Genomic DNA, 18,027 nt, shown 5'->3' with positions numbered 1-18,027 from the left:
TGACATCGCTTCATTGCTAACGGCGAAAAAACTCAACATCAACAACATGACTGACATTAAGAGAGACCAACGGTAACTATTGCGACAACGACAAGAAAACATGCACACCAAAAAAATTTGAAACGAAAACCCTGCGCCGTATCGTCTTTTTACACTGCGCTCATACTACCCTGACTCTTCACCAGACACTGACACAGACTTCATTTGCTGCTGATTTATCTATCATTTTTATCCTTACCATACTGCCTATACAAAAACATAATTAGGAATTTTCCATGAAGATGAAAGCAGTGGTGCTAGCAGCAACAGGGATGCTTGTCCTTTCAGCCTGTAAAGAAGAAGCACCAACACACGCAACGGTCACGTTAGTTGAAGCGGTAACCAGCTCCGTAAAAACGCCGCGACAAGTTTGCAACGATGTCGTCGTAACGCGCCAAGCTGACATAAAAGATGAAGATAAACTGCTTGGTACGCTTGGTGGCGCCGCTGCAGGCGCAGCATTAGGTAACCAAGTCGGCGGAGGTTCTGGAAAAACTGTCGCCACTGCGGTTGGCACTGTAGCCGGAGCAATGACAGGTCGAAAGATTCAAGAAAACGCACAAAAAAATAGCACCGTAAGTACAACAGAACGACGTTGCCAAACGGAATATGTCACTTCGACTCAAATCTCTGGGTACGATGTCACGTATGACGTTGCAGGTAAAAAAACAACCGTTCACATGGACAAAAAGCCACAAACAAGTGTCTTCGCAATTGTGGCTGGGCAAGTTGTGCTCCCTCAATAGGCAGCAACTAATTAGTAGCAGACAGTCTGTCGCAAATTGAATCAAGCCAGAGCATTCGCTCTGGCTTGATTTTTTACCTTATGAATCACCCAATACGGGTTGTGAGTCTTGCTGCGGTTTCGTCGTTCTATAGATATACACCTCACCAAACAAGATCGCGATACCGATACCCGTTCCCACTTGCCAGAAATAGCTCCAATCAAATGGTGTACCCGGTACCCAGAAGAAAGTAATGATGCCACCTATCAACAAGCACATTGGCACAAAGCACATTAAACGAATTAACCAAGGTTTCCCTGCCACTTTATAGGGACGTGGCAGTGTCGCGTCGATTTTACGCAACTTAAGAAATGCCGGGAACATAACCACATAAGACAATAATAGAATGATAGCGCCAAGTGAAAATACGTTCCAAAATAGATCTTCGTTACCACCAAATGTGGCAATCAGTGCATAAGCAATCATAGTGATCGTGGCGACAATACCATTCCAAATCGCGGCTCCTTTCGGCGTACCCGACTGAGTTGTGGTAGCAAATACTTTCGGCATATCGTCATTTTTGGCCGCGTAAAGCGCCACATAGTTAACCCCCACTGACCAGTTGGTAATATTCGCGACCAAGGTAAACATAAAACAAATCGCCAAAATATTAATAACCACACCAGTAAAACCTTCAATACCAAATAAGATGACTAAGCTTTCATACAAGCCCGCCGACGCTGAAATTTGATCCAGAGGTAACGCAGCTTGTACGCCAAACGTGGCAAGCAGATAGAAAAAAGCAATCAATATACCGCCAAGTACCGTCGCTTTCGGAATGTCTTTTTTCGGGTTTTCCATGGAATCCGATGCCGCAGACACCACTTCAAAACCCAACAAGTTAAACAACATCACGGAAAGAATGGCAAAACCAACCTGAAATGATGGCGCAAACGCACTGGCACTAAAATCATTCGCCACTTCACCGTTAAACGCCTGGATCAGACCACCAATACCCAAAACAGACATAATAAGCACTTTCAAGATAGCGCCAAGAGAAGATATCCAATTGGCGTCGGCAACCGGTTTGGTACTGATATAAGAACACAACCAACTCATTGCAATGGAAACACCAGCTATCTGCCATGGTGAGAACTCAGTATTTAATACCTGCGCTAAAACAACCGCAAAGAGATAAAATACCGCAGGCACCCACAAGGCATAGTTGACCCAATAGAACCACGCCGTTCTTGCTCCCCAGTTACGACCAAATGCGCGTTTCACCCAATCGTAGATCCCACCTTCGGCTGGATACGTTGTCGCAAGCTCCGCGGTAATTAAGCCATAAGGTAAAAAGAACAAAATCAAAATAACCAACCACCAGAATATTCCCCCCGGCCCAGCCACTGCGGTCGCCGCAACGGTATCCACAACCAGTACGGTACATACCCCAAAAAGAACAATATCGACAAGCCCTAGTTTTTTCTTTGTTTTCTCTTCCATAATAGATTCTCCAATGGAACCAGCAAGGTAAGTAGTATTAATCGGCGTTATGTGTAGCCTTGAAACAATTAAACCAAGCCATAGCCACTATTACCGAGCTTGGAATCTGACATCGGTAATAGTGGCGCATTAACCCGGCAAATCGTGACCTTCATACCAGTATTAACAAGCCATGCATTTACTTTGAAAATGATTGATTCTAATCAATCATTGCAACATATATTGACGTAGTGTTTATCTTAATATTTGCCTTACATTGATGGGCTAAATATATTCTATCGGTCAAATTCAACTCCCTTCATCCAACGGCAGTAGGATATTAACAATGACATCAATAACCAAAACAGAAAAAATTAAAAAAATAAAAGAAGCCACATTTCAAATAATTGAACGCAGTGATATTAATAACATTTCTATTTATGATATTGCCAGACATGCCAAAATAGCCACTTCAACGGTATATCACCATTATCCTAATATAGAAGCATTACTTCTATGTATTGCTGATGATGTATTTCGTGACTTTGACCACATGCTCGCTAACATTGAGAAAACGCCATTTTTTGATAACTGGCAGGCTATTACATGGCGTATTGAAAGTGCTTATTTTCAATACTACCAAAATAATCCAGTCGCCACGAAGCTCGTGCTTGGGCAACACAAGTTTTATGACCTAAGAAAGGCCGACTTTGAACATGACCAAGCGCTGGGTGAACGTATTCGTAATCTTTACCAACAGCATTTTGTACTGCCAGCTTTACCTAATAACTACAATATTTTTGCGATAGCACTTCAGGCGGCTGATAAGGTTTACAGCACATTTTATAACGCAACGGGAAGAAACCAGATCAGCTCGGAAGCAGGAAAAGAAGGGTACAGACTAGCGCTTGCTTATCTCTCTGTTTACTTACCACAGTATCTACAGCGTATTGAGCCAACAAGTGAGCGGCCAGCCGAACCTCATCATCTTAGCCAGCTTGTTTAGAGGCAAATAGCCAAGGTGTTGAAATTAGATTTAAAGACTAAGGTCAGATCAAATGGGGCACATGTTAATGTGCCCCATTTGGTCATATTCACTATATGACTTACTGAGATTTCGTCGGTGACGTTCCCTCAGCATTAGACACAATGGCATCCATTTGTATTACCGCATCCTTGGGTAGACTAGACACGCCAATTACCGTCACTGCAGGCAATGTGTTATCAAAGTAGCTTGGTAACACGTCGTTAAATGCCGCTAAATCTTCCATGTCATTGAGCTGAACGTTGAGCTTCACCACGTCATCAATAACATGACCAACACTCTCTACAATGGACTTAATATTGTTCAGGCACTGCATGGCTTGCTCTTTCACTCCAAAGGCTACAATCGCCCCTACCGACGGGTCTATAGGAAGTTGAGCGGAAAGGTTATTGTAGTGAGAAAAAGCCACACTTTGCGTCGACAAAGCACTAACAGGAGCTTTGTTAGTATTGTGAGCTCTAATCACAATACCATGGCGATCTTCAACCACTTGCGGCGGAGTCCCATCACCATGAGAAACGGTCGCATCGACTTGCACCAAGGCATTCATGGGCAAGCCCTCTGCCACAATCACCGAACGCGCAGGCATATAATTCACCGCTCTTGCGATCGATGAGTCAGGAAAGAACCTGGTATACACCTCATCAAAGGCATCCAAGTCCGCCAGGTTTTTTAGATGAACGTTTATTTTTACAACATCATCAACAGGCACCTCTATACCTTCCAATATGGCTTTAATGTTCTTTAAACATTGTTGAGTTTGCTCTCGCACTCCTCCCGCAATCACATTACCTGTTGTCGCCTCAATCGGTAGCTGTGCTGACACGTGACTGTAATGAGAGAAAGCAACGCTTTGTGTAGACAATGACGTCACTGGCGCATTTGGTGTATTTCTTGCCAATTTTACTAAGTCACACGCTTCTTGCGGATAGGTTCCCTCACCATTGGAAATAACGGCGTCCATTTGTACTAACGCCCCTTCTAAAGGCAATGCGGCGACAGCTAGAGAAGTATGAGTAGGAACATACATATTGAAAAATCCGCAATAGACTTCATTCACTTTATCTAAATCGGAAATATTTTTCAGATAGACATTAATTCTCACCACGTCGCTCATGGTGTGGTCGATACTGTTAACAATCGTTTTAATATTACTCAAGCACTGTTTGGCCTGCTCTTCGATACCGCCAAAAACCAGCGTATTAGTGTCTGGATCGATCGGCAATTGGGCAGAAATATTATTGTAATGGGAAAAGGCAACGGATTGAGAAGAGTGAACATTCAATGGAGCCTTTTCAGTATTTCTTGAAATCTTAATGATACTAGTTGTCATCGCATTCTATCTCCAAATTAATGCGTGAATATCCAGTTCAATACATGAATATTATGAAGTTGAGTAATCGTAGGCAAAAGAGAGCCAAACCAGCTAAAGGAAGATAAACTGGTTTGGCTTTAGCTAAATATCGCCAATAAATTGATTACAAGGTTTTAAGGAATCCAGTAATTTTATCTTCATGATATTTAATGGTTTGTTGTGTAGGAATGACTTCATCTTTGTGGGTAAAGTACACTAGAATTGCCATTTGAGCCGTGAGACGGTTTTCTGATTCATCAAACGCCACACAATATTCACTTTCTAATGCGCCACGTGTAATTTCTTCTTTGTCATTAGCGGGCAGACAGTGAAGTAACATTGCTCCCGGACGGGCTTTCGCCATCAACTCTTCTGAAATCACGTAATCAGGCATGAAGGCTGCAAGGCGCTCTTCTTTCTCATCCATTTGCGTAGACCAGTAGAAGCTGTCTCCATAAACCACGTCACAATCGGCCACGCGTTCTACATCATCGGTAATTTCAATGGTTCCGCCAGACTCTTCACAGAAATTCAGCGCCATTTCCACCCATTCTTGCTGCATCTGATATTTTTTCGGACCAATTTGCTTAAAGCCCATACCATATTTGGCACACGTCAACATTAGGGAGCGACATACGTCAGTCGCATCACCCATAAAGGCCAGCGTTAAGTCAGACAGTTTACGACCATCGGTAATATGCTCTTTAATGGTAAACAAATCGGCTAACATTTGCGTTGGGTGGAAACGAGTATCTAGGCCGTTAATAACCGGTACAGTCGACATTTCAAGTAAACCATCTAATGTTTCCGGGCTATTGGTACGTGCCATAATGATGTCACACATGCGAGAAAGTACACGTGAGGTATCATCAATTGACTCTTTGCCCCCTAAGTGAATATCTTTTGGTGATAGGAATAAGCCATGACCGCCCAATAACGTCGCAGCAACTTCAAACGACACACGCGTCCGTGTTGACCCAGCTTCAAAGATCATCCCAACTGATTTCCCTTTAAATAGCTGTGGTACTGCGTTGTCTTTACGCGCTTGTTTTAGATACGCCATCAGCTCCATCATGTTATCCATCTCTTCGACAGAGAAGTCTTTCATTGACACCATGTGCTGTAAGTTTGCTTTTTTTAGTTCAGTAGCGCTAGAAGTCGGTAATTTCATAACATGTCCCTCATTTCAGAATTTAATTCACTTTATATTCATAAAGTTATGGGTAATTAGTTTTAGTCCGTTATCTGGTACGGGATTTATTTAACGGTAAATACACACTTAAAACTGCGATGAGAATTTAGTATCGGTTTTGAAGCATAAAATGATGGGTAAAAATAATATGGGTACGACAAAAACGCCTTAAACAGGGGGAGAAAACCATATTATTGATTTTAATCAAGTTAACTCACCCTTATTTACTCCCTATAAAACCTGCAATTAGAATCACATATCCGTCACCAATTTCGATTATTATCCCACTCTGTGATCGGTGCGTAACAAAACTATCTAAAATCCAAATAAAAACCGAATTGTGATTTTTATCTCCAACCATAAATAAGCATTTCAATACACTAAATTCACTTTGTTAGCCGTTCGGTTAATTCCGTCACTTGGAGAGTTAAACATGTCAAAACCTATTATTGTTGTCGCGGTTGGTGGCAATGCTTTATTACAACGTGGTGAAGTAATGAGCTGTCAAAACCAACAGAAAAGTATTGCTCAAACGGCAAGTTCACTGGCAGAGCTAAGCAAAGATTACCGCTTAGTCATTGTTCATGGTAACGGCCCGCAAGTTGGTCTACTTTCACTGCAAAATGACGCTTACAAAGAGTGCCCTGCATATCCATTTGACGTCTTAGGGGCAGAGACGCAAGGCATGATTGGCTACCTATTCCAACAAGGTCTAAATGCGGCCATTAACGATCGTTATACCACCACAATTCTGACTCGAATTGTGGTGGATGAAAATGACCCAGCCATTGCTAATCCGAGCAAATTTATCGGCCCTATCTATAACGAGGACCAAGCAAAATCCCTAGCCGAACAAAACAATTGGGTAGTCAAGCCCGATGGCGCACATTGGCGTCGCGTGGTCCCGTCCCCTGCACCAAAAGAAGTATTAGAAATCAAAGCGATTAAAGATCTTCTTGATAAAGAACACCTCGTCATTTGTGGCGGTGGTGGCGGCGCACCTGTGATTGAAAAAGACGGCGCTTATGTGGGTTTTGAAGCGGTTATAGATAAAGACATGACAGCGGCATTAATTGCAGAAGAACTTGGCGCAGAACATTTGCTGATCCTCACCGACGGCACTCACGTCTGTTTAGATTGGGGCACACCGCAAGAAGAGAAAATCGAGCGCATTGCCGTTGCTAAGATGAAGCAATACAGCTTCCCAGCAGGCTCTATGGGGCCAAAAGTGGATGCTTGCTGTCAGTTTGTTGAGAATACTGGCCATAAGAGCTACATCGGTGATTTAGCCTATGCCTCTGAAATCATGCAAAGAACGTCCGGTACCGTTATAGAAGCGGTTTAATTTATTATTCGACTCATGGCTAAGCCAAGCTCTGCCTTTATCAAAGGCGGAGCTTAATTGCCTGCAAAATGGTGAGAGCATCTTTGTTTCATTCAATTACCAGAGGATGTGGCTCTAGCAATTCTTCCAACGGATGATACGGTGTAGCGATTAACATAAGCGGGGATAAACACAGAGCTCCCTTTGGTAATGGTAATCGCACTCTCCTCTCCTTTAGTTATTATCATGTCATGGTCCAGTGCGAGTAGAATCTCAGCACTTGCAACATGAATCTCTCTGTTCTCACTTGTTAATAATATAGAAAACTTGAAATCTAACACTGGCACTGGATAAACCATTTCACCATGTTTAAAGGTTGGTTGTAAAATCAGGGTGTTCAAGTTTTTTGATACAAAATCTGTACACTTTACTAACTCTTCAATATCGATATATTTACTCGTTAAGCCCGCCCTTAAAACGTTGTCCGAGCTTGCCATTATCTCGAGTCCTGTCCCTCCAATATATGCATGAGGCGTTCTCGCATCAAGATACATCGCTTCTCCTGGCTCTAGAGTAATTACATTTAGCAATAATGGTGAAAATATGCCGATGTCACTAGGATACTGCGCCACCAGCTTAGTGATGAGATCAAAAGGCGATAATGTAGAGTGAGCCTTTGCGTACTTAGTAAGGGAAGTAATTGCCGCTACCCTATCCTTACCTTCTAACGATAATAGTCCAGTAAATACCGACTTGAGAAAGGCTGACTCTGTCCCTCCCGAACACTTCTTTAAGAGACCATTCACAACCACTGAGTCGATTAACGATAACAGCGAGGAAATTTCATCCAAACGACGAAAACCATTCATTGCCTTAAAAGGTGTTAATGCGTAGATAAGCTCAGGCTTATGGTTAGAGTCTTTATAATTTCGGTACGCAGCTGTAAGTGGAATATCAGCTTTTTCTTCCTTTTTGAAGCCTATTTCCGCATCTCGCTTATTGGGATGAACCTGAATCGATAAAGGATGTTCTGCCGCCAGCACCTTAAATAAAAAAGGCAGTTCACCGTAAGTTTGCTCAGTCTCCGGTGACAGAATATTGGTTGCGTCATCGCTAATGAAATCCGAAAGAAATACCGTCCCATCTTCCGTTTTTACCTTAGAGCAACCATTCGGGTGTGCGCCCATCCACAGCTCCGCTTGCGGCTGGTTATCTTGATTTTTTATACCAAATATTTCTTCTATTGACGTATAACTCCCCCAACTGTAAGTATTAATTACGTTTTCCATCGGGTAAAAATCGGATTTTAAACGGATCATGGGCATAGTCGTCCTATATCTGCTGATTGGAGTTGAGATTGAAAAGGGCGGCTCACCGAAGAATGGATAAAGGCAGTGAGCCGTTCTAAAACAAAATTAGAGGTAGGATTATCTTTGATTAATCCTTAAAGAAATCTTCGAAATCAAATGACACCGACTTACCACTATACCTGTTACACCATCAGTTCGATGGCAACCCACTGGATCGATTTGTTCGCAGTAAGTTTTCAATCCATCTCTTCGACGTATCACAGCGCCGAAGAGACAAATACTTTAAGTCATCATATTGCTAATCAGAATGTTACGGATAAAATTCAGTCTTGCTATTCAACCTAGGTTAAAACGCTATTTCTCAATTCTCATTACCGCATCCAGATGATCTCGCATGCATTGCTCTGCTTTATTTGGATCGCGTTCAGTAATCGCCGTGTAAATCATCACATGCTCATGATAATTCTGCGTATGATACGGTGTGTAATCGGCTGGATCTCGCGTCAATATTAACCAAGAAATCAATGATTCATACAAAGATGAGACCATCGGGTTATTAATCATGTCTATTATGCAACGATGGAACGCAATGTCGGACTTCACGAATGCATCGTAGTCCTCACAATGGGCCTTATTTTGTTCCAACACAGCATGTAATTTTTTCAAATCGTCTTCGCTACGAACAAGCGCAGCCTCTCTTACAATTGCAATTTCAAAAAGTTGTCTTAGGTGCTCGAATTGATGTTTCTCGTCTTTTTGAGATAAGAGTGCAATAGCAAGGCCAGAAACATTGTTCATCAACGTTTCCGTGCATGGCTTGGTCACGCGAGTTTTTTCACCGCTCTTTATTTCAACTAAACCTTTTTGAGATAGCTTTATCAACGCTTCACGCACTGATGGGCGCCCAACATCAAATGCTCCCATTAGTTCACGTTCGGAAGGTAATGTGTCCCCTTCTTTGAGCGTGTTGTTAATAATCAGCTTTTCCAGCTCTTCAGCAACGCTATCGGATAGCTTTGTTTTTTTCATTGGTTTTAGTGGAAAGGACGCTAACTCCATAAGAGTTTCCTTTAATTAAAATAATTTCGACTTGAAGAACATGTACTATGTTCAACACCTAAGTAACCGTGAACCGTTGAAATCGAATTTAGTACTGGCTTCTAAACTCCGGAAGCAGTTCACCCATCACTATCAATTTGTCGGCTATATCGCTCTTTGGGATTGATGCAAATGGGAATCTCATTGTTGATTCCAGATTCGACCAACCTCCCAGTGTTGCCATGAATTTATCGACGGCCGCATTGCAATAGCCTTGCTCTGTTATATATGGCGCAATTTCTTGTGCCATATATTGTTGAATTCTCGCCTCTAGCTCTAACGCAGCAGGCTTCAATTTTAAACAGTCATCTGTCCATTTTTGTGCAGATTTTGGGTTAAGACAACATACATTAGAATATGCCCCTTTTGCCCCTTTATATGCATCGGTTGCTAAGAAGTGCCCCGCAACAAATATGGAGGCTCTCTTAGCAAGACCACTCTTCTCTATATCCGGTGTGATTCTTGGCAGCTTGAAACCGACTAAACTATGTATATTATCATACAGATCAACAAGTTCATTGGCTGAGAGCCTAACCTTGGCGTGAGGTGGGTTATATAAAACAAGGCTCACTCCATTCGCGGCTTGCTCAGCGGCCTTCATAAACACCATCGCAACATCAAGCGAACATGGAAACCAATCTGGTAATATCACCTGTATCGCCGTGGGCGTAAGACTTGACGCAAATTTTACTCTCTCTAACGCCTCTTGCGGATGACAATGACAAGCCCCCACCTGAAACGGCATATCATGTTGGTGGCACTTTTCTGCCAACAGACAATTGACGGCTTGAAACTCACTCTCTGTCTGGGTATAAAACTCCCCAGCCGTACCGTTGGAATATATACCGTCTACCCCAGCAGCAATGTAGTACTCAATCTGAGTAGATAATTTTTCGAAGTCAATCGACTCATCATGAATAGGCAGTAAAAGTGTTGCCCAGTTCCCCGAAATTAAACAGTTAGTATTCACAGTATTGATGCCCTCACTTTAATCACGACTTTATTAACACCATCATCAATCCCTTCTTTTCTAATCATTGGTCTGTGCCACTCAAGAGGATAGAACACACAATATTGCCCCTTTTCTAACGTGACAAACTGTTCATTGGGGACGTTAGTCTGGAGCACGCAATCGTTCTTAAAGGGTAGAAGACCCAAACTACCTAAATCTTCAGGGTCAACTGCAAATCCAATTGTTTCAGTACCCGATAAGGTAAGGTGAATATCGATATACTCTCGATGCAATTCCGCCATTGAATCTGCAATGTTTCTCGCTTTAGCACGAACTCGATTAACAAAAATATCCTCCCCATCAATGGCACTAATTCCATCAGGTAATGCTGACAAATCTTCAGCAAGCACCCTGTTAATAATAGGATGAAGCAATGGATCTATGGATGAGCTGTCGATGGTTGAAATTATCATCATTATCAGCATCGATCACTCGCTGCTGCCTGCTATTGAATTAAAGGAAATAGTTCGGTAAGAACAGCACCATCTCAGGAAATAAGATGATGAGCCCAAGCACAAAAATCAATGGCACTAAAAATATCAAGACAGATTTCGCTAATGTTTCGTAAGCTATATTACCGACCTTAGCGACGACAAATAGAGACACGCCCATTGGTGGCGTCAATATCCCCAGCATCATGTTCATTACAACGACAATGCCAAAATGGACAGGATCAATCCCCAAGTTGACGGTAATCGGCAATAAAATTGGCACCAAAATCAGTAGCAACGCTAACGTTTCTATAAATGCTCCAAGAATAAATAACATTATGGAAACAAGCAGTAAGAATACAAGCGGAGAATCGGTTACTTGCAAAAACAGTTCGGCGGCTTTTAACGGGATATCTTCTTTGATGATCACGTAACCAAACAAACCCACGCCACCAATGAGGAAGCCGATGACTGCCGATGTATTAATGGTCTCATGGACCAGTTCTATAAAGCGTTTAAAGGTAAGTTCACGATAAACGACAAACCCTAAAAACATCGCGTATAAAGAGGCAACAACCGCAGCTTCTGTGGGTGTCACTATTCCAGAGAAAATTCCACCAATAATTAAAACCGGGGTAAATAGAGCCAAAGAGGCGTCTTTGAAGGAGTAAGCAATCGTTCTAAAAGAAGCTCTAGGGTAAACCGGATAACCTTTTTTCTTGGCGATTAAATACACCATAACCATCAAAGCGGCCGCACATAACAATGCTGGTACTATACCCGCCAAAAATAATGCCCCTACCGAAGCGCCTGACATCACGCCATAGATAACAATAGGTATACTCGGTGGCATCAGAGGCCCGATAACACTGGACGCAGCAGTAATCGCACCTGCAAATCCATCATCATAACCTTCATCACGCATGGCTTTTATTTCTAATTGTCCTAGTCCACCCGCATCAGCATGCGCTGAACCTGACATACCCGAAAACAACAGACTGGCTAAAACATTAACATGCCCCAATGAGCCCGTTAGATGCCCTGTCAAATCACGGGCAAACTTAAACATTTTGTCGGTTATACCCGCTGAATTCATCAATAATCCGCTAAAAATGAAAAACGGTACAGCAAGCAACGGAAAAGAGTTTAACCCTGCAATTACCTTTTGTGGTGCTAAGGCTATCCCTCCATTCACCATTAAATAGATGATTGAAACAACATATAGTGTAAACGCGACTGGCATACCTACTGCGAGCAAAGCACCCCAGCCACCAAAAATACCAAACATAGTACTCTACCTTACTCACATAAATGTGAAGTGACGGTGGCGTTATCTCTATTAGGCTTAACTAGCTTTGATAAAGAGATCACCGTATTTAAAAACGATTTAATGAATATCAGAGAAAAACCAAGTGGAATTGCCGCATAAAGTACCGACATCTGAACATCCATTGTCACGGAACCTAACCTATCCATTCGCTCTGCAAAAATATAACCTCGATGAATAATGATTAGTGATATTGCTGAAAATAAACCGTGTATCATTACATCTAGAATTAAATTAGCCTTATTACCTAACCGATTGGGAACAATATCAACGGCAATATGGTCACGCCTAGAGACTGCCTCGCTTGCACCAATAAAGACGATATAAATATATAACCAGCGGGAAACCTCTTCAGTCCAAGGTATCGCGATACTTAAAAAGTAACGACTTATAATTTGGATAGTTAACACCGACAACATGGCCAAAAACAGAAATATTGATAGGTGCTTCTCTACCCACTCCATTTTTTTTATTAATTTATACATACCTAAATCCCATAGCATGGCGAAGCCTTAAGGCTTCGCCACCAGTGAAGTTATCTCGCGTCAATCAGTGTTTGAGTAAACCCTTCACCATATTGCTTATCTAAAGCAGCATAGTACGGCTTCATTGCTGCTCTAAATGGTGCAAGATCTGGGTAAGTGACTGTTACACCAGACTCTTTAAATAAAGCGAGGTATTGATCGGTTTTCTCGTTAATTCGACTTTCGGCTTCCTGACCACCTGCATTCAATGCTGAAATTAACCACTTTTGCTCTTGAGTTGATAGGTCATTCCAGGAGTTTGAGTTAATGGAAATAGCTTGATCTTGTACAACGTGATTGGTCATTGCTAGATACTTTTGTACTTCATAAAATTTCATCGCTTCAATCGATGGGATTGGGTTTTCTTGTCCATCTACAGCATTAGTTTGTAGCGCTAGGTACACTTCTGCATACGCAATCGGAGATGGAATTGCTTTGGTTGCTCTTGCGTAATCGAGTAAAGCTTTGGCGTTAGGAGTACGGAGTTTCATTCCTTTCATATCATCGTATGAATTAATTGGTCGATTTGATGTAGTTTGTCGAACACCGAAATACCAACTGTCGATAGGTTTAAGTTCAAATTTATCTTCTAGCTCGGCACGAATTTTCAGCCCCCATTGGCTGTTGAAAATTTGCTGAAGATGAGCATAATCTTTAACAATATATGCTGTTTCTAACGCACCCAATTCTGGTACATACTGTGCGTAACCACCAAACACCTGCATTGACAGATCAATTTCACCTAATGAAACTTGCTCTAGCATTTCGTGGACGCTACCTAGCTGACCACCTTCATACAGTCTCATGGTTAGTTCACCGCCAGACAGCTTTTCTAGCTCTTCAGAGGCTTTCACCATTCCGTGGTAAATTGGGCTGTTATACGCTTCATTAAAGCCTACTTTAAGCTCCGTTTTTGCGTATACATTAGCCGTTAGTAAAGCAGCTGCGATCACACTGAGTTTAAGGGTTGCTTTCATCGTCATTTTCTAATTATCCTTTTTTAGAATTGGATCGTATTGATAAGTGGTTCAGAACTTAGCAATCGGTTAATTTGACTTATATAACTGTCAATTTTCTTATAATTTTCATCCAGAGAACCACCACCAGTGTGTTGGGTCAGATGAATATTTGGTAGCTGCCATAATTCAGAATCTTGGTTTATCGGTTCTTGAACTGTGACATCCAAACATGCGTTAAAACTGGAATCTGCTTTTGCTTTATCACAAAGTGCAAACTCGTCAACAACTTGCCCACGGCCAACATTTAGAAATGTGGCACCTTTTGGCATCGCTGAAAAAACTTCCCTGTTAAATATTTCGTGGGTTTCTGGTGTAGCTGGAATAGTCGAAAAAATGATGTCACTCTCTGACACTTTTCTAATTAAGTTTTCCTTTCCCCCCAACTCCATGTCTTGCTTATTAAAAGTGGTAATCTGGCAGTTAAACACCGTCAACAGTTGCTCCAACCTCTGGCCAATATTGCCATAACCCACCAGCAGCACTTTTTCCCCTGACATTAGACGCTTTAAAGGCCTTAGTTCGTCTTTTATCCATCGTCCCTGTCGTTGGGCTTCCCTTAAAGCGGGTAATTGACGATAAACCGACAACACACTAGCCAACGCCTCTTCAGCGACGGGAACAGAAAAGAAGTCATTCAGATTGTGTACTGATATCTTTCGCTCGCTAGGCCACTGGAAGTTATTGAAATTGTCAGTTCCCACAGAATCTAGCAAGATCGTGGTCAAGTTACCCATCCGCTCAATCCAATCAGTGTCAAAGTTACCTATCGCAACCTCACAGTGTTGGCATCGACTGAATTCATTCGTACCATCATTGAAAATGAGCTCTACACGCGCATCAGCTTGATCAGAAAAGTAGGCCTTCTCATCATTATTTAAAACAGGGTGAATATAGAGCTTCATGACTCCCCCTCTTTCCAGTTTGAGTGACTTTCCTCTAACGCCTCAAGACCACTAGCAAGTGGGATACAGTGATAAACCGCACTCTCTTGGTAGGCAAACTCTTTTTCGACTTCTTCATTTAATTCGATACCTATTCCTACTTTTTCAGGAAGCGTGAGTTTTCCATCTTGTATATAGGATTCGAAGTCAAAAAGTGCATGGCGAAGTTCAAAATTTGGCATTGGATATTCAATAAGTTCGCAATCAGAGGCAAAGGCAGCAATATAATTGGCCATCATCGCGACCGGCCCTCCCCATGAATGTACGACGGCTTTGGTATGCGAACCTTGCGCATATTGGCATACATCGATGGTTTCTTTTATCCCACCAATCACGGAGGCATCTGGCTGAACGATGTTGTAATAGTGGCTGTCTATGCGTTCGAAAAGCTCTTGCTTAGTTGTAACGATTTCACCACCAGCAATCTGGATATCTGGTGACAGCGACAACCGTGGAAGCTCTGTTAACTTATCAAGACCTAAACACTCTTCAACAAACACCAACCTTTCACCTGTTTGTTCATATACCTTTTCACAAAATGACACGACCTCTTCAGGTGTTTGTCCATCTACAGCAAGGTTTTGCGTCATATCAACCGCTACACCTATCCCGTATTGCTTAGCGGCTTTGATTGTCCAAACCGCTTTCTCAACTTGATGCACCCTAGATCGAATCTTAATTGTTTTGATTCCACGCTCAGCCAATTGTTTTAGTTCTTGCGCCATATAAACCGGATGGAGTGAATCACCACCAGAACCATACATGGCAATAGCGCTTTTTTTCGCGCCTCCAAAAAGCGCTATTGCAGGCACTTCTTTGTACTTAGAAAATACATCAACCAATGCAATTTCAATCGCTGAAATGACATGCTGAGCAGCGCCTTGCAGTGACCAATATGCGGTTATGTTTTTGGCTTTTTTTACCGTTGCTAGGTAGCCTGATGACAAATCACAGCCAACTATAGTTGGAGCGATGAGCCGAACAATGGCACTAAATACATCCGGTGCGAATACTCCTAAGTAACCTTCGCCTATCCCCTTCAAGCCATTACTAAGCGTAATTTCTACCATGGAGCAACAACGTAAACCTTCGGGCAGGTGGATCTGATTTTCAGCACAGCCAGTAAAACCATACTTACCCGTTAGAATGACGGGTCTAACGCTCTTAATGGTTACCATCAAACTAGCCCCTTCATTAGCGGTAAATAAGCAGCGCCGAGCACACCACTAGAGTCACCATGCAAGGCCTTAACGATAGGTGTTGATACATGTTTACTGAAGGTATAGCGGCTTAACTTACCTTGAACGAGAGGGTAGATAATCTCTTGGTTTGATACACCGCCCCCAAGTACGATGACTTCTGGGTCAATGACATTGATGATAGAACCCAGCACTCGTGCCAAGCAATCCGTGTAATGGTCAACATGCGCCACAGCGTTTTTATCACCATCGATATACGCTTCAAATATGACTGCCGCTGGCAATGGTTTATGTTTTACCGCCCATGTACGCTCAAAGCCTGTGCCAGAAAGAAAGGATTCAATGCAGTTTTCAGAGCCGCAATAACAGGTCACATTAGGGCCATCAACACTTGTATCGAAGCTAGGTAACGGATTGTGGCCTATTTCTCCCCCGAGACCATGCAGACCATCAACAATATCGCCATTAATGATTACGCCACTGCCACACCCCGTCCCTAAAATCACCGCAAGGCAAGAGCTTTGGGCGCTCTTCGCTGCTCCTGTATTGAACTCCGAAATCGCTAAACAGTTTGCGTCGTTGGTTAATGCAACGGGCAGTCTATACACGGACTGAACATCACCAAGGAAATCCTCACCATTCAAATACAAGATATTAGCGCCTTGCATTGTTCCACTGGTCTTATTAATAGAACCGCAACAACCAATCCCAATCGATTGAATCGCCGCTATATCTAACTGTTCGTTCTTTTCAATCAAGTCATTGATGACGCCTTTGACTGCGTCTAAAAAATCAACGTAGTTAGATTTTGGGGTTGATACACGCAATCGAAAGACAACGTCTGGATTGTTAGGCGTGACAATAACCCCTTCAATCTTAGTTCCACCAATATCAAGACCAATTAACATAAGCCAGACTCTACCAATTGCGCCAACTGAGATTTGCTGTCATCAGACACTGCGTTAAATGGGCGACGACACACTTCTGATGACAAAACCCCTTTTAATTTAAGCACATACTTTAATCCCGGAATCACACCTGCATCGACTAACGTATCAATCACCTTATTGGCTTCTCGTTGCAGTTTTTTGGCTAAAGCAACATCTCCGGCCTGTATAGCGGCATTAATGTTTAAGATCCGTTGTGCTTGAATATTATAAGTAGAGCCAATACCACCCGTTGCCCCCGCAACAAGGCCAGAAGCTAGAATTTCATCGAAGCCATTGAAAACAGTTTTGTCCGGATTCCGTCGGGTGAGTTGTTCCATTTGATAAAGATCAGCAGATGTTTGTTTTAACGCAACAACACCATCAAGGTTAAGAAGTTCACTGATCTGTGCACCACTCAAGCTTGAGCCAGAAAAAGCAGGAAAATTGTAAACAATCATCGGTTTCCCAGCCGCTTGTATGATGTCTGAATAATGCTGCTTTAATTGGTCAAACCCAACCGGGTAGTAGAAAGGTGTCACCGCAGATATTGCATCGTATGGAAGATCTGCGGCAGCTCTTGCTAACAATTCACTCTTTCTTGTCGAGATGTCGCCAACGTGAGCGATAAGCGTTGCTTGTGAAGTTGAGGCGACTTCTGCCGTGGCTTTAAGTAGTTCAATTCTTTCTTCAGTACTACATAGAAAAGCTTCCGCCGTAGAACCTCCTACGTAGAGGCCTTTGAGTCCAGAGTCGCAATTGAATTTCACCAAGTTTTGGACATCTTCATAATTGATACTTTCGTCTTTATTAAATGGTGTCAGCGTTGCTGCATAGAAACCTGAAAAATCCATCTGTGTTCCTTGAATGTTGTATTGGGCTGCAATGACTATACCTGTTATACCAGTATAGTGCGTGATAGCTATCACATTATGGCTCACATTTTGTTCAAACTGCCTGTTATGTGACCGAACCAATATTTATAGGAACTCATGTTCACATACAAACCAACGCAAACTGGTTTCAAAAACGTCATGACCAAATATATCTTTAATCTATTAATTTCAATGACTAACAAA

At 42.3% G+C, this 18,027-nt stretch carries 17 protein-coding genes; 3 read left to right on the top strand and 14 right to left on the bottom strand.

What is annotated here, in order from left to right:
- Positions 1-275 precede the first annotated feature (275 nt).
- On the top strand, positions 276-785 hold the full coding sequence (locus L4D05_RS11385) for a glycine zipper 2TM domain-containing protein (protein ID WP_428752905.1): 510 nt from the start codon (positions 276-278) through the stop codon (positions 783-785).
- Positions 786-863: 78 nt separating this feature from the next.
- Here the strand turns inward: L4D05_RS11385 and L4D05_RS11380 are convergent, their stop codons facing one another.
- Positions 864-2,267: an APC family permease gene (locus tag L4D05_RS11380; RefSeq protein ID WP_428752903.1), complete on the bottom strand. Its 1,404-nt coding sequence runs from the start codon at positions 2,265-2,267 to the stop codon at positions 864-866.
- A 325-nt stretch (positions 2,268-2,592) separates the two neighbouring features.
- Between L4D05_RS11380 and L4D05_RS11375 the strand changes: the two genes are divergently transcribed.
- The gene (locus L4D05_RS11375; protein WP_428752901.1) at positions 2,593-3,252 is read left to right on the top strand and encodes a TetR/AcrR family transcriptional regulator; all 660 of its coding nucleotides are present in this window, start codon (positions 2,593-2,595) and stop codon (positions 3,250-3,252) included.
- Between the two features lie 100 nt (positions 3,253-3,352).
- Here L4D05_RS11375 and L4D05_RS11370 read toward each other — a convergent pair whose 3' ends face one another.
- Together L4D05_RS11370 and argF are read right to left on the bottom strand one after the other, a co-directional pair.
- The gene (locus L4D05_RS11370; protein ID WP_428794055.1) at positions 3,353-4,624 is read right to left on the bottom strand and encodes a RidA family protein; all 1,272 of its coding nucleotides are present in this window, start codon (positions 4,622-4,624) and stop codon (positions 3,353-3,355) included.
- Positions 4,625-4,769: 145 nt separating this feature from the next.
- On the bottom strand, positions 4,770-5,816 hold the full coding sequence (gene argF, locus L4D05_RS11365; protein WP_265675720.1) for an ornithine carbamoyltransferase: 1,047 nt from the start codon (positions 5,814-5,816) through the stop codon (positions 4,770-4,772).
- 454 nt (positions 5,817-6,270) lie between these two features.
- On the opposite strand from argF, the gene arcC reads away from it, so the two are divergent.
- The gene (arcC, locus tag L4D05_RS11360) at positions 6,271-7,182 is read left to right on the top strand and encodes a carbamate kinase (protein ID WP_428794054.1); all 912 of its coding nucleotides are present in this window, start codon (positions 6,271-6,273) and stop codon (positions 7,180-7,182) included.
- Between the two features lie 92 nt (positions 7,183-7,274).
- Here the strand turns inward: arcC and manA are convergent, their stop codons facing one another.
- The 11 genes from manA to L4D05_RS11305 form a co-directional block, all read right to left on the bottom strand.
- Entirely contained in the window at positions 7,275-8,480 is a 1,206-nt protein-coding gene (gene manA / locus L4D05_RS11355) for a mannose-6-phosphate isomerase, class I (RefSeq protein ID WP_428794053.1), read from the bottom strand.
- Positions 8,481-8,825: 345 nt separating this feature from the next.
- Positions 8,826-9,530 (bottom strand): FCD domain-containing protein, encoded by a 705-nt coding sequence (locus tag L4D05_RS11350; RefSeq protein WP_428794052.1) that lies wholly within the window; start codon positions 9,528-9,530, stop codon positions 8,826-8,828.
- Positions 9,531-9,618: 88 nt separating this feature from the next.
- Positions 9,619-10,539 carry a dihydrodipicolinate synthase family protein gene (locus L4D05_RS11345; protein ID WP_428794051.1) on the bottom strand — a complete coding sequence of 307 codons (921 nt, stop codon included), beginning with the start codon at positions 10,537-10,539 and terminating at the stop codon, positions 9,619-9,621.
- Positions 10,536-10,997: a NanQ anomerase/TabA/YiaL family protein gene (locus L4D05_RS11340; RefSeq protein ID WP_428794050.1), complete on the bottom strand. Its 462-nt coding sequence runs from the start codon at positions 10,995-10,997 to the stop codon at positions 10,536-10,538. The genes L4D05_RS11345 and L4D05_RS11340 overlap by 4 nt, the downstream gene beginning before the upstream one ends.
- Before the next feature lie 37 nt (positions 10,998-11,034).
- Entirely contained in the window at positions 11,035-12,300 is a 1,266-nt protein-coding gene (locus L4D05_RS11335) for a TRAP transporter large permease (protein ID WP_428794049.1), read from the bottom strand.
- 11 nt (positions 12,301-12,311) lie between these two features.
- Positions 12,312-12,824 (bottom strand): TRAP transporter small permease, encoded by a 513-nt coding sequence (locus L4D05_RS11330; protein WP_428794048.1) that lies wholly within the window; start codon positions 12,822-12,824, stop codon positions 12,312-12,314.
- A gap of 50 nt (positions 12,825-12,874) precedes the next feature.
- Positions 12,875-13,846: a sialic acid TRAP transporter substrate-binding protein SiaP gene (locus L4D05_RS11325; protein ID WP_428794047.1), complete on the bottom strand. Its 972-nt coding sequence runs from the start codon at positions 13,844-13,846 to the stop codon at positions 12,875-12,877.
- Between the two features lie 17 nt (positions 13,847-13,863).
- Positions 13,864-14,784 (bottom strand): NAD(P)-dependent oxidoreductase, encoded by a 921-nt coding sequence (locus L4D05_RS11320; RefSeq protein WP_428794046.1) that lies wholly within the window; start codon positions 14,782-14,784, stop codon positions 13,864-13,866.
- The gene (locus L4D05_RS11315; protein ID WP_428794045.1) at positions 14,781-16,001 is read right to left on the bottom strand and encodes an enolase C-terminal domain-like protein; all 1,221 of its coding nucleotides are present in this window, start codon (positions 15,999-16,001) and stop codon (positions 14,781-14,783) included. Before L4D05_RS11315 ends, L4D05_RS11320 begins: the two co-directional genes overlap by 4 nt.
- Complete coding sequence (locus L4D05_RS11310; protein WP_428794044.1) at positions 16,001-16,930, bottom strand: ROK family protein; 930 nt, start codon at positions 16,928-16,930, stop codon at positions 16,001-16,003. Before L4D05_RS11310 ends, L4D05_RS11315 begins: the two co-directional genes overlap by 1 nt.
- On the bottom strand, positions 16,924-17,802 hold the full coding sequence (locus tag L4D05_RS11305) for an N-acetylneuraminate lyase (protein ID WP_428794043.1): 879 nt from the start codon (positions 17,800-17,802) through the stop codon (positions 16,924-16,926). The genes L4D05_RS11310 and L4D05_RS11305 overlap by 7 nt, the downstream gene beginning before the upstream one ends.
- Positions 17,803-18,027: the final 225 nt, after the last annotated feature.

The sequence above is a fragment of the Vibrio nomapromontoriensis genome (assembly GCF_050337205.1).
Lineage (GTDB): Bacteria > Pseudomonadota > Gammaproteobacteria > Enterobacterales > Vibrionaceae > Vibrio > Vibrio nomapromontoriensis.
Note: the sequence above shows the minus strand (reverse complement) of the source record. Positions and strands in the feature narration are given on the sequence as shown.